Origin of the sequence: Sporosarcina sp. E16_8 (assembly GCF_017347095.1) — a bacterium.
GTDB lineage: Bacteria > Bacillota > Bacilli > Bacillales_A > Planococcaceae > Sporosarcina.
Genome location: NZ_JADPRZ010000003.1, coordinates 267,327 through 279,626, shown reverse-complemented (window position 1 = coordinate 279,626; position 12,300 = coordinate 267,327). Strand labels below are relative to the sequence as shown.

Sequence of the window (12,300 nt, the reverse complement as noted above, 5' to 3'; positions counted from 1 at the left end):
AAGGGCTCAAAAGTCTGCAAGCTCGTTATGAAACCCTGCGTTATTTATCTTAATTGAACCGCCGTATACCGAACGGTACGTACGGTGGTGTGAGAGGTCGGGAGTTAATCACTCCCTCCTACTCGATTGGTTCTATAAGTGGTAATGGGGAACTCCTCCAAATAAACTCCGGCGCTTTCGCTCGGTTTATGCAGGTATATACATATTTAACGTATATAGGGGAATAATAAAGTCCGATACTGCGGATGAGTTGGAATGAGGAGATTCGACGTCAAGGCCTTGGGGACCTATATGATTGGTAGGCGATGTTATATGCTCGGTCGTTCGTAATATATGATTGGTAGGCGAGATATATGCTCGTTCGTGGGAAGTTTATGATTGGTAGCCGAGGTAATATGCTTGGTTGGTGAAAATGGATATGGTGGTAGTAGTTTCATTTTTGTTCTAACTAGTCATCGATTTGCCATTTGAGAGTTGCGGCTAAGAACGTCGCTACGGCTTTTCTGTTTCTTTTTTGAACAACGACTTGTACAATGGTAGTAGTAGCTAGTTGAAAGGGGTAATCATTTATGGAAGAAAAAGTGACGTTGTTAGTAGTAGACGATGAGGAGAGGATCCGTCGTCTGTTGAATATGTATCTTACTCGTGAAGGGTATGAAGTCGAAGAGGCTGTCGATGGTGCGGATGCACTCGAAAAAGCGCTTGTGAATAATTATGATTGTATTTTACTTGATTTAATGATGCCTGAAAAAGATGGATTAGAAGTATTAGAAGAACTAAGAGAAAAGAAAATTATGACGCCTGTCATGATGCTAACGGCAAAAGGCGAAGAGGCAGACAGAGTAACTGGTTTTGAGTCGGGTGCTGATGATTACATAGTGAAGCCTTTCAGTCCGAGAGAAGTTGTTCTACGGGTTAAAGCAATTCTAAGAAGGTCTGTGACGTTTCCAGGTGCCGCTTCATCATCTACGTCGAAGGACTTGGTCGTCTTCCCTCAATTAACGATAGATCACGATGCACACCGGGTCACAGCTGAAGGAGAAGAAGTGGGGCTGACTCCGAAAGAGTATGAATTGCTCTATTTTCTTGCGAAATCACCTGACAAAGTATTCGATAGAGAGCAGCTGTTAAAAGAAGTGTGGCACTATGAATTTTTCGGCGATCTTCGTACAGTAGATACGCATGTCAAACGACTACGTGAAAAGCTAAGCCGTGTATCTGAACAAGCAGCAAAAATGATTGTTACGGTTTGGGGAGTCGGTTACAAGTTCGAGATTCCTAATGAATAGAATTTGGAATTCAATTGTCGGGAAGCTATGGGCAACCATATTGCTTCTCGTTTCTTTTGTATTGTTTATTGTTACTGCATTGCTCCTCGAATTCCTTGACAACTTCCATACACAACAGGCCGAGGAGTCATTGCGAAGGGAAGCAACGACAATTGGGAAAATTGTTAACGACCATGAAAGTGAATCTTCGATGAAACTGATTATTGATGACATTCTTGACGATGAAACGAATGCGATGATTGTCGATTCTAATGGGGAAGTTACGCATTCATTCAATAACGGATTGAACACAGATAGAATAGAGAGTAAAGTGCTCTACGAATCCATGTTTTACGCAAATCAAAAAAAGAAAACTCCGGTTGTTAAAGAGATGATTTTACCTTCGATCAATGAAGAAAATGTCATGGAGCAATACCTTGTACTCTCCTATCCACTTGAAAAAGGGCAGCAACTTGGCAGCTCGGTTATCATTTATCAAAGCCTTGAAGCCGTCCATAGGACAACAGAAAGCACAACACGTATCGTATTCTTGTCAGCATTTATTGCTTTTATTTTAACGACATTTTTCGCATTTTTCCTGTCAACGAGAATTACTTCCCCTTTACGTGGATTGAGGCAGGCAGCATTTGAATTATCGAAAGGGAATTTCGATACAAGATTGCCTGTTATGCAAAATGATGAAATTGGTCAGCTTGCAACTGCATTTAATCAGATGGGGAGACAGCTTAAATACCATGTTGAACTTATTAATCAGGACAAAGAGCAGCTTTCAAGCATCCTTACATCTATGACTGATGCTGTCATTACATTCAATCGAGATTACACAATCCTGCTAAGTAATCCACAAGCTGAACAGCTATTGCAAAATTGGTATTTTAAAAACGGAGCACAAGAGGGCAATCGCCACATACCGCCGGCGATTTTTCATATGCTTGAGCATGTTATATCGTTTTCCGAAGAAGTCGAAGACGAATTGGAATTAGGCGGGCAGTTCTATGGGATTTCTATCAGTCCATTGTATAGCGGAAATAGTATTCGCGGGGCGGTTGCTGTCTTACGTGATATGACAGATCAGCATAAACTGGAGAAACTTAGATCCGATTTCATCGCAAACGTTTCCCATGAACTTCGGACGCCGATATCTATGCTTCAGGGCTACAGTGAAGCAATTATTGACGGCGTAATAACAAGTGATGAAGAACGCGATGAGATGGTACAGATCATACACGATGAATCGAAAAGAATGGGTAGACTCGTGACGGATCTTCTCAATCTGGCAAGAATGGAATCAGGCCATATGCGACTTTACAAAGATGATCTATCGATGATTCCATTCCTCGACCGGATAGTTAATAAATTCATGCAAGTTGCTCGTGAAGCAAATGTCGATTTGTCTTTCGACTTCACGGAAGATACAGAACTCATTTCGAATGTAGATGAAGACCGTATGGAGCAAGTCTTTACGAATTTAATTGACAATGCAATCCGTCATACGCCTGATGGGGGAAGTGTTAAACTAGGAATACAAAAACAAATTGATATGATTGAAATAACAGTGACAGATACAGGTGTTGGAATTCCACAAGATGATTTGCCATATATCTTTGAACGTTTCTACAAAGCAGATAAAGCGAGAACTAGAGGGAAGGGCGGAACGGGTCTCGGCCTCGCCATTGCCAAAAGTATTATCGACTCACATGGCGGCAAGATTATTGCAACAAGAGGTAACACTGAAGGAACGATTTTCAGTTGCATATTGCCCTTAAAAAAGATGTAACTTAATAGCTTGAAATACGACTAATTGATAGAACGGGGGGATTTCATGAACGACTCCGTTTTCCACCGGCTTTATGAACAGTACCACCAAGATGTGTTCAAGTTTCTTATCTATTTGACAAGAGACCGTGACCACGCTGAGGACCTCATGCAAGAAGTGTATGTGAGGGTACTACGTGCATATGTCGGTTTTGAAGGGAAAAGTTCGGAAAAGACATGGCTTTTTTCAATTGCCAAAAATGTCGCGATTGACCATTTTAGAAAAAATACAGTGCGTAAAAAACATCTTTTCGATAAATTCGACTGGGAAAAGAGTGAGCTCGTATCGACGGGAATCCTCCCTGATGAACTCGTAACACTCAGCGAAGAGATGCAAGAGCTATTACAGGCGCTTAACACGTGCACAGGGGATCAAAAAATGGTCATCATCATGCGTTATTTCCAGGATCTTTCCATAGCTGAAACGGCCGAAATACTTGGCTGGACAGAGGGGAAAGTGAAAACGACACAACATAGGGCAATCAAGGCACTGCAAAAGAAATTGAATGCACTTCCGACAGAAGGGGGGAAACTAAATGACCCACAAAAATTGGAACGACAACAAGATTGAAAAACTCCTAGGTGATATGCCTGACGTATCTGATAATCGTCCAATGTCGGAAATACTGGCACGGCTGAAGGCAGATGAACGGCTGAACGCACCGCGCCGTGAAAAATCGAAGAAGTGGATGCCAGCACTTGTCGCTGTGGCTGCTTTGCTCGTTATTGGCCTGTTGGTGCCTTCTATGCTTGGTCAAAATGAAGTGTCAATGAAAGACCAAAGTGCCGAGAGCAAAATGATGAGTGAAGATTCCGGTTCCCCAGCAAGAGGCGCTAAATTGGAAAATGAATCGATTACTGAAGAAAAAACGGAAATGGGCACAATGGATAGATCCTCTACTATGATGGCATCTGAAACAGGGGAGACACACCATTTTGCTGTCTACTCCGAAGATGTTATCGATAGTACACTATTCCACTTAGGTCTTGCGGGTGATCAAGCTTTAAGTATCCCCGTTACATTTATCATTCCGAATAGTCAAATCGAAGAGGATTTTGGTTTTTTGAAACCAACGAGTTATGATTTGTATGAAAAGTATGCAGATCGTATTGACGAAAGTGCACTTGGTTTTCAAGAGTATCATCCTTATAAAGGCGACATAACCGTTGATAATCTTCTAATTATCCACCAGCTGCCGAAAGACCATGGTTATGACATAGCTTCAGCTTCGATGGAAGTATATCTAAACTCTTTACAAGATACGTTTTACGGCTATCAGGAGGTCCGATTTGAGAACGAGGATGGAACTGCGACCATGTTCTCTGAAGCGGGTCAACCGAGCACGCCGATGATTTTGAAGAGTGGTCGTACTCATATTAATTACTATATGTTTGAACAACAAGATGGACAGCAGTTTTTATCATCGAACTTTTCACAGCCGCAGCCATCGCTAACCGAGGCATTGCAGCAGATGAAAGTAAAACCAAATGATGTTTTTCAACCAGTCATTCCAAGCACTATAGATTTTGAAGTAGAGATAAATGACAAATTGACAACCGTCAAATTTGCCAAACCGCTAGATTTGGACGCAATGGAGCCGGAAAAAGCGATGCAAATGGTTGAGGGAATGCTCCTAACAGCAGCTAGTTTTGGTGAACAGCTTCAATTTGAAGGTGTCGTCCAAGAAGAATGGAACGGTTTTAACTTCAATCAGCCCTTACCGGTGCCGCTTGGATCTAATCCGCTTGAACTATCATTAAAGTGAATCACGTCTGTTGATTAACCATTTATTTGCATAAAATACTGGTGAGAAGGGCTTGATAGTCTCTTTTTTTACTTGACCATTTCCGGTCCGCTTTCGGCTAACTATTCATGACAGATTTACTGAGGGGTCTTAGTGTGGCTAGAAGTGACTTTGTCACTTCTAGCCACACTCTTTTCAGTCATCCTGTTGTGAATAGTTGCCTGTCGCATCCCTACACATCAAGACATCCGGGTAACGGTATAGTAGTCATTCAATCCAAAGTAATCCAAATGCAACTATATACGTAGCACTGTGTAATCAAGTTATTTGCTGGTTACTTTGGTTAATCAACAGACCTGAAAGTGGATAGGTAGCGCTTTGTAAACACTCTTGTTTACAAAGCGTTTTTTTTTGGATACAATAGAGTTGTAACAAAATATTGATTCATCTTCGGGGCAGGGTGTAATTCCCGACCGGCGGTAAAGGAAAGTCACTTTCCAAGCCCGCGAGCTTAACAGCTGATACCGGTGTAAATCCGGAGCCGACAGTATAGTCTGGATGGGAGAAGGTGAAGGTACGGCCATCTTTTTGTGTTGTCTACAAAAAGAGGTGCTTATTTAAATGTGGGTTAAAAGAGAAAGCAATAGTCTCTTTTCTACTCTCTATTTGAGTATACCTTTCCAATCCCTCGAGCTTATTTGCTTTTGGGATTTTTTGTCGACGTATATAGGATGGAACGGCCTTTCCTCTTTTGAAGTGAATCGCAAAAGGAGAGAGGAACAAATGACTAACAAAAAGTTGAGAAAAATGATTCTCATCGCTATGCTAGGGAGTATTGCAACAGTTTTGATGCAGTTTAATTTTCCGTTACCTGCACTACCTGGATTCTTGAAAATTGATTTCAGTGAGATTCCAGCGGTTTTGGCATTAATGACGATGGGCCCTGTGGCAGGTATTGCGGTCGAACTGCTTAAAAATATCATGCATTGGTTCATGTCAGGCAGCCCGACAGGCGTTCCTGTTGGTGAAATTGCAAACTTCGCTACTGGTGTACTTTTCATTATGCCGATTTATTTTATCTTCAATAAATTCAAAACATCTAAAGGATTAGCTGGAGGCCTTATTGCTGGAACTGTCTCGATGGCTATCGGCATGAGTGTCTTGAACTATCTACTTTTTTTACCAATGTATACGTATTTTATGAATTTCCCAGCAATGGCAGGGAATGAGTTAGCTACTTTTATTGTTTTAGGGATTCTACCTTTTAACTTGATAAAAGGAATTATGCTAATGATTATTTCCATGTTGCTTTTCAAGAGCATGAAAAAATGGATTGCTCAACAACGCACCCAATTAGCTTCTTAAAAAAAGTATAACTATAATAGAAAAGGTCGTCCCGGTATTTTCCGGGACGACCTTTTCTGCGTTCTATATATGTTGTAATAAAGAATCCCATTAAATTCGCTACAGCGCTAAGGGATGCCACGAGCCATAAGCTAGGCAGCTCGCGCCAGTCTTATGGCTTTGGCTACCCCTTGAATGCTGCCTTCGCTCATTTTATATAGGTATTCATTTATTCAATGTATATAGTCAATCTTCGTATTTAAGTGCATCGCCATCAAATGGTGCATCAGCGGTTTTGATAGAATCGGTTGGACAGCCATCGAAAGCGTCTTCTAGATCTTCCATCAGTTCTTCTGGAACTTCAGCTGTTCCCATGTTATCATCGAGGATAACGTAAGCAATTCCTTCGTCATCATAATCGTATATATCCGGGGCAGCAGCTCCACACGCACCACACGCTATACATGTATCCTGATCAACGATTGTATATTTAGGCATAGTCTTTCTCTCCTCTTTTCTCCGTACAAACAATTTACTTCACCTTTCATTCTAATGATGTTGACAAGAGTTTTCAACAAAAAACATTTGTTAATCGGAGGAATTCAAAATGAAACTATCTTCAATACTATTAACCATCATAGGCAGAATAGACGGTGAACGTACAATCTATGCAGGACTTCACCTATTACGCGGCAAACGATCGGGACAAACACTGCAAGATGTTGAATATTATGGCCTGAAAGAATTCTTTGGAATAGTACCGAAACTGACAGCTGAACGATTCGATGAGGCGGCTAACCAATTAAGGGATTGGGGTTTCATCTCAACGATGGATGATTCCTTCGTCAAATTGACGGAGCAAGGTCGTATGGAAGCAGGAAAATCACCTACCTATAGATTTAACGGCTGGGATTATAGAGGTCGAGAAATGATCTTTTACGGAAGATTATCGCTCGCTGTGCAGACGGTTTCGAATTTCAAAGCAAAGCACAAGTCGTTCATGCCCGCTCAAAAAGACCGTGATATTCAATCTTTTGTTAAAATGCTACTACATAATCAGCGAATTAGTGATCCTGTATTTGCTGATGGCATCAGCGAGGAAATTCGACTATGTCTTACTCGAAGTGAAATGGATGAAAGACAAAAAATAATTATCACTCATCGCCTAAGTGGTTTCGGTCTGACAGGCTGGACATGGGATCAGTTAGCAGAAAAGTTGAAACTAAATCCATTCGACATCCGTCTATTATTTATAGAAGGCCTACATATGATGCTTGCTGTCATTATACCGTCTTCTGATTTGCCTTTTTTGCGAAAACTAGCTGATAGTGTCAAGGTTTCAACATATTTGACGGATTCATCTGTAAAAACGAAGCGGCTTTTCGATCGTGGCTTTTCTCTAGATGAAATTGTGACGGCGCGCAACTTGAAAAAGAGTACAATTGAAGATCATTTTGTAGAAATGTCTATTAATGACGCAGAATTTCCCCTAACACAGTTTGTTTCTGCGGAAGATGCAGAAGCAGTAGCTGCAAAAGTGAAGGAAATTGGTACCCGTAGACTTCGCTTGCTGAAATCTGAATTCGAAAAGCTCTCCTATTTTCAACTTCGTCTTATTTTAGGCGCGCGGACGGGAGGAGGGAACTAATGGCTATTCACAAATTATTAAAAGAAAGATTCGGTTTTGATCAATTCAGGGCAGGTCAAGAAGATGTCATACGAGACGTGATTGCAGGCAAGGACACAATTGCTATTTTACCTACAGGTATAGGGAAGTCACTTTGCTACCAATTACCTGCCTATGTATTTGAAGGTACAGTCTTAATCGTTTCACCACTCGTCGCGTTGATGGAAGACCAGGTGGCAATCATGAAAAGGAACGGCGAAAAACGGGTTGTTGCGTTAAACTCATTTCTTTCTTATGCTGAGAAAAAAAGGATAATGGGGGAATTAAGCCGCTATAAATTCATTTTCATATCACCTGAAATGTTGTTGCAAAAAAATGTCGCTGCTCATTTACGTAACATTCATTTGTCGTTAATCGTTGTCGATGAGGCTCATTGTATTTCTCAATGGGGATTTGATTTTAGACCGGATTATTTGCGACTAGGTGAATTTTTTGAAGGATTGAATCGACCGGGTATTTTGGCTCTCACGGCAACAGCAGATGATAAAGTAAAGGCTGATATTTGCCGGTATTTGCAACTTCGAATGCCTGCAATTCATCAACATTCGCTGGACCGCCCAAATATTTCTTATTCAATTGTCAAAGTCGATAATGGAAATATGAAAACGGATTGGATTAAGAACCGTATAGTAACAATGGCGGGACCTGGAATCATTTATGTTGCATCGCGCAAGCGGGCGGATGAACTATCTCTCCTTCTTCAGGAGGAAGGTGTTGCTGTGGCAGCTTATCACGCTGGCAAAGAGCAAGAAGATCGAGCGTTCATACAGGAACAATTTATCAATGGTGAAATTAGCTGGATATGTGCTACAAATGCGTTTGGAATGGGTATACATAAAGACGATATCCGTCAAGTGATTCATGAACATGTACCTCAAGCCATTGCGAGTTACATTCAGGAAGTGGGGCGTGCGGGACGTGATGGTGAATTATCGGCAGCGACGTTACTTTTTTCGTCCGATGATGAAGGAAGAACTCGCTTCATCATCCAAGATGATATTCCTCAAGAATGGGAAATCAAGCACTATGAAAGTCTTCTTACAGAGAATTACCCGCCTGCTGAAGCTGCTGAGCTGGCACGAATTAGCGAAACCGGAAAACGTGTCATAGACTACTATATCGAACGGATGCCGATTGAAGATGTCATTTTTAGGATGAATGAATTAATACGTGAAAAAGAGGAACAACTACAGATAATGCTTCGATTAGTTCATTCGGAAAGATGTATTCGAGAAGAGATTTTAGAATTTTACGGTGAGGCATGTGGAATGAAACCGAAGTATTGCTGTTCGGTTTGCGGAACAGCAGATGGTTTAATACTTAATGCACAAAAATCAATCGTTTCGGATAAACGATTGATGGATTGGGAGGAAAGGCTTACAGGGCTTCTTGGATAAAGGGTTCTTTGTCGATATAACGTAATTCAGCAGAAGTACACCTGCTAACCTCGGCGCAAATACACCAAGATGTATTTGATTTTTACGACAAAATTCGTCATAATGAAAGAATAGCACCATGTGATAGGAGAATGTAGCGATGAAAAATGATGATTATAAGACTGACTTTGAAGAGCACAGGAAGGAAATCGGTCTAGACGATGGTCATGACATTAGCAAGCTTCCATCGCGTAGCGAATTGCATAGGAAAGGTCGTAAGCCTAAAAAGAAATCCAGCCATACGATGATTAATGTTATTCTTGGTCTATTCACACTTATTCCGGTACTCATTTTAGTGTATATTATTTCAGATTTTTATACTCCGGGTGATCGTACGTCAGCAAAAGGTGGGGACACCGGCACACTCTTTGAAATGAATAGTGAGAAGCCAGTTGGAAACACTACTGTTGCTGATAAAGACGATGAAAAAAAAGCAACTAGTAAAGAAGAAGAAAAGAGTGCTGAGAAAACTGAACCCGAAGCAAAAGTTGAGGAGAAACCAGTTTCTAAACCTGTCGTGAATGTCAATCCAGCACCAGAAAAGAAACCAGAAGTAAAAGTAGAACCTAAGCCGGAGAAGAAACCGGAAGTAAAACCTGAGCCTAAGCCAGTAGCAAAAACCCATACGGTTGGCAGTAATGAAAACCTTTATCGTATTTCATTGAAATACTATGGTAACGGCGATGGCGTCGACAAGATTAAAAGTGCGAACGGTTTATCATCAAATGAAATCGGGGTTGGACAGACGCTAGTCATACCTTGAGAAATAGCAGTGTGAAAAAAGGCGAAGTGTAGATTCTTTGCCTTTTTCTTATGAATAGTAGGAAAGTGTAGGTTTTCGACACGGAACAGTGTCTAGCTCCTGCGCCTAGCCACTGGACCCGCACGAAGTGGGTTAGGCAGCGGAGAGGGACTTAAGAAGGCATCCCTCTTTGTTGCGATAGGAGGTCGCGATCTCAGGCTGCCTCCCTCTGTCGCTTCAGTCCATAAAATAAAGGCTAAAGTGCGCCTTTATCTTAAGGCCATCCGACGTACAGGACGTTCTAGTGCCAACGTTGCCACAGTACGTGACGAATTTAGTCGGCCACCGTTTTTCGGGTCTACCAAGGCTCTTGGGCTTTACTTAAGAAAGGTGGGCATGGTTACGGTTAATAAAATGATAGGATCATCGGTTTCACTGATGATTGGATTTTTAATATACATGTTTATGAGTGCTAGAAGACGGAATGTGGTTTACCATAACATGGATGTCTCGTCTGGCGGTCAGGTTGACAAAAAAATGTCGGTGTTTTTCATTTCGGATATCCATCGGCGTAAAATCGATGACAAGTTGCTTGAGAAAGTTCAATCTACCCATGAAATCGATATTGTCATCATCGGGGGCGATCTTGCCGAAAGAGGTGTACCCCTAACACGGATAGCTGAAAATATTCGTAAGTTAGCGCAATTGGGACCGCTGTTTTATGTTTGGGGTAATAATGACCGTGAAGTTGGCGAAGTAGAAATGAGAGAGCTTATTACCCGTTATGGCGGGAAAATCCTTGACAACGAGAGTGTCGCTGTTCCCGGGCACGCATGTTGGGGCATAGCTGGAACAGACGATCCATCAAGTCGTAATGTCGATATCGACTCGACTCTCCGTTTTGTTAATCAGTATGACAATATTATTTTGGTCACACATACGCCTTCGCTATTCAGGAAAGTGGAGCAGTTATATGAGCCTCGATTGATGCTTGCGGGGCATACACATGGCGGACAAATTCGAATCGGTAAATACGGTCTGCAGGAAAAAGGAGCGTTCCGATTGAAGAAGGGCAGGGCGAAGCTAATCAGCAATGGATATGGCACGTCTACGTTGCCGCTGAGGCTTGGTGCAGCGCCTGAATGCCACGTCATCGTCGTAAATTATGGAGAAAGTGTATAAAAGGAGTGTTTTAACTAAAATGATACAAAAAGATGTAATTGTTGTAGGGGGAGGTCCGTGTGGACTGTCGGCGGCAATAGAATTGCAAAAACAGGGGCTTGATGTTCTTGTTATCGAAAAAGGAAATATCGTCAATTCGATTTATCATTACCCGACGCATCAGACGTTTTTCAGTTCAAGCATGAAGTTATCTATTGGGGATATTCCATTCATCACGGCTATAGATAGACCGAAGCGTAATGACGCACTTGTTTATTACAGGAAAGTTGCGGAACTGAAAGAAATTCCTATCAATAGTTTTGAAAGGGTAGAGGATGTTACGAAACTAAGTACGGGATTCCATATTTTGACGGATAAAGAAGAGTATTTAGCAACCAATGTGGTAATCGCGACTGGCTACTACGACAATCCAAATAAACTCGGTATTGAAGGAGAGGATCTCCCCAACGTATTCCATTATTTTGAAGAGGCACATCCTTACTTCAGAAAAAAGGTCGTTATTATTGGAGGAAAGAACTCTTCAATCGATGCTGCTCTTGAATTGGAACGTGCTGGTGCGTTGGTTTCAGTTGTTTACCGTGGTTCCGATTATTCACCAAGTGTTAAGCCATGGATTTTACCTGGATTCGATAGCCTCGTTCGAGGTGGTGAAATTGCCATGCATTTTAATGCGGATGTCGTCAAAATTACTGAGGCTTCCGTCTCGATTGAAATTGCGGGGGAATTGTTTGAAATTGAAAATGATTATGTCTTTGCAATGATTGGCTATCATCCGGACCATACTTTCTTAAAAAAGGTTGGCATTTCGATTGAAGAGGAAAGTGGTCGTCCTTATTTCGATGAAGAAACAATGGAAACGAATGTCGAAGGGCTCTTTATTGCAGGTGTTATTGCTGCGGGGAATAATGCCAATGAGATTTTCATCGAAAATGGTAAGTTTCATGGTGAATTAATAGCCCATGAGATTGCATTAAAACAAAATGCCGTGAAATGAAAACAAGCTACTCTTCCACCTGATTCAAGCAGGAGGGAGAGTAGCCTTTTTTGTCGTCTAGGAAAT

At 41.5% G+C, this 12,300-nt stretch carries 11 protein-coding genes and 1 riboswitch; of the genes, 10 read left to right on the top strand and 1 reads right to left on the bottom strand.

Features of this window, described 5'->3' with window-relative positions:
* The first annotated feature begins 569 nt into the window (after nt 1-569).
* The 5 genes from I2484_RS04775 to I2484_RS04755 all read left to right on the top strand — a co-directional run bounded on the left by I2484_RS04775 (nt 570) and on the right by I2484_RS04755 (nt 6,214).
* Nucleotides 570-1,289, top strand: coding sequence for a response regulator transcription factor (locus I2484_RS04775; RefSeq protein WP_207149882.1), 720 nt, complete (start codon nt 570-572; stop codon nt 1,287-1,289).
* Complete coding sequence (locus I2484_RS04770; RefSeq protein WP_207149881.1) at nt 1,282-3,066, top strand: ATP-binding protein; 1,785 nt, start codon at nt 1,282-1,284, stop codon at nt 3,064-3,066. The genes I2484_RS04775 and I2484_RS04770 overlap by 8 nt, the downstream gene beginning before the upstream one ends.
* A gap of 45 nt (nt 3,067-3,111) precedes the next feature.
* Entirely contained in the window at nt 3,112-3,675 is a 564-nt protein-coding gene (gene sigX, locus I2484_RS04765; protein WP_207149880.1) for an RNA polymerase sigma factor SigX, read from the top strand.
* Nucleotides 3,641-4,870: a hypothetical protein gene (locus tag I2484_RS04760; RefSeq protein ID WP_207149879.1), complete on the top strand. Its 1,230-nt coding sequence runs from the start codon at nt 3,641-3,643 to the stop codon at nt 4,868-4,870. The genes sigX and I2484_RS04760 overlap by 35 nt, the downstream gene beginning before the upstream one ends.
* Before the next feature lie 421 nt (nt 4,871-5,291).
* Nucleotides 5,292-5,423, top strand: a riboswitch (FMN riboswitch).
* A gap of 209 nt (nt 5,424-5,632) precedes the next feature.
* Nucleotides 5,633-6,214, top strand: a complete 582-nt coding sequence (locus tag I2484_RS04755) for an ECF transporter S component (protein WP_207149878.1) — start codon at nt 5,633-5,635, stop codon at nt 6,212-6,214.
* A gap of 225 nt (nt 6,215-6,439) precedes the next feature.
* Here the strand turns inward: I2484_RS04755 and I2484_RS04750 are convergent, their stop codons facing one another.
* Complete coding sequence (locus tag I2484_RS04750; protein ID WP_067210431.1) at nt 6,440-6,691, bottom strand: ferredoxin; 252 nt, start codon at nt 6,689-6,691, stop codon at nt 6,440-6,442.
* A 109-nt stretch (nt 6,692-6,800) separates the two neighbouring features.
* On the opposite strand from I2484_RS04750, the gene I2484_RS04745 reads away from it, so the two are divergent.
* From I2484_RS04745 to I2484_RS04725, 5 genes are all read left to right on the top strand, one after another.
* Nucleotides 6,801-7,841, top strand: a complete 1,041-nt coding sequence (locus tag I2484_RS04745) for a YpbB family protein (protein WP_207149877.1) — start codon at nt 6,801-6,803, stop codon at nt 7,839-7,841.
* Nucleotides 7,841-9,277 (top strand): RecQ family ATP-dependent DNA helicase, encoded by a 1,437-nt coding sequence (locus I2484_RS04740; RefSeq protein ID WP_207149876.1) that lies wholly within the window; start codon nt 7,841-7,843, stop codon nt 9,275-9,277. The genes I2484_RS04745 and I2484_RS04740 overlap by 1 nt, the downstream gene beginning before the upstream one ends.
* Before the next feature lie 139 nt (nt 9,278-9,416).
* Nucleotides 9,417-10,079 carry a LysM peptidoglycan-binding domain-containing protein gene (locus I2484_RS04735; protein WP_207149875.1) on the top strand — a complete coding sequence of 221 codons (663 nt, stop codon included), beginning with the start codon at nt 9,417-9,419 and terminating at the stop codon, nt 10,077-10,079.
* Between the two features lie 375 nt (nt 10,080-10,454).
* On the top strand, nt 10,455-11,240 hold the full coding sequence (locus I2484_RS04730; protein ID WP_207149874.1) for a metallophosphoesterase: 786 nt from the start codon (nt 10,455-10,457) through the stop codon (nt 11,238-11,240).
* 19 nt (nt 11,241-11,259) lie between these two features.
* Complete coding sequence (locus I2484_RS04725; RefSeq protein WP_207149873.1) at nt 11,260-12,234, top strand: YpdA family putative bacillithiol disulfide reductase; 975 nt, start codon at nt 11,260-11,262, stop codon at nt 12,232-12,234.
* The last annotated feature ends 66 nt before the right edge of the window (nt 12,235-12,300 follow it).

Coding starts and splice junctions, on each gene's coding strand:
- I2484_RS04735 (WP_207149875.1), top strand. CDS start 9,417: ATGAAAAATGATGATTATAAGACTGACTTTGAAGAGCACAGGAAGGAA.
- I2484_RS04740 (WP_207149876.1), top strand. CDS start 7,841: ATGGCTATTCACAAATTATTAAAAGAAAGATTCGGTTTTGATCAATTC.
- sigX (WP_207149880.1), top strand. CDS start 3,112: ATGAACGACTCCGTTTTCCACCGGCTTTATGAACAGTACCACCAAGAT.
- I2484_RS04775 (WP_207149882.1), top strand. CDS start 570: ATGGAAGAAAAAGTGACGTTGTTAGTAGTAGACGATGAGGAGAGGATC.
- I2484_RS04750 (WP_067210431.1), bottom strand. CDS start 6,691: ATGCCTAAATATACAATCGTTGATCAGGATACATGTATAGCGTGTGGT.
- I2484_RS04755 (WP_207149878.1), top strand. CDS start 5,633: ATGACTAACAAAAAGTTGAGAAAAATGATTCTCATCGCTATGCTAGGG.
- I2484_RS04730 (WP_207149874.1), top strand. CDS start 10,455: ATGGTTACGGTTAATAAAATGATAGGATCATCGGTTTCACTGATGATT.
- I2484_RS04745 (WP_207149877.1), top strand. CDS start 6,801: ATGAAACTATCTTCAATACTATTAACCATCATAGGCAGAATAGACGGT.
- I2484_RS04760 (WP_207149879.1), top strand. CDS start 3,641: ATGACCCACAAAAATTGGAACGACAACAAGATTGAAAAACTCCTAGGT.
- I2484_RS04770 (WP_207149881.1), top strand. CDS start 1,282: ATGAATAGAATTTGGAATTCAATTGTCGGGAAGCTATGGGCAACCATA.
- I2484_RS04725 (WP_207149873.1), top strand. CDS start 11,260: ATGATACAAAAAGATGTAATTGTTGTAGGGGGAGGTCCGTGTGGACTG.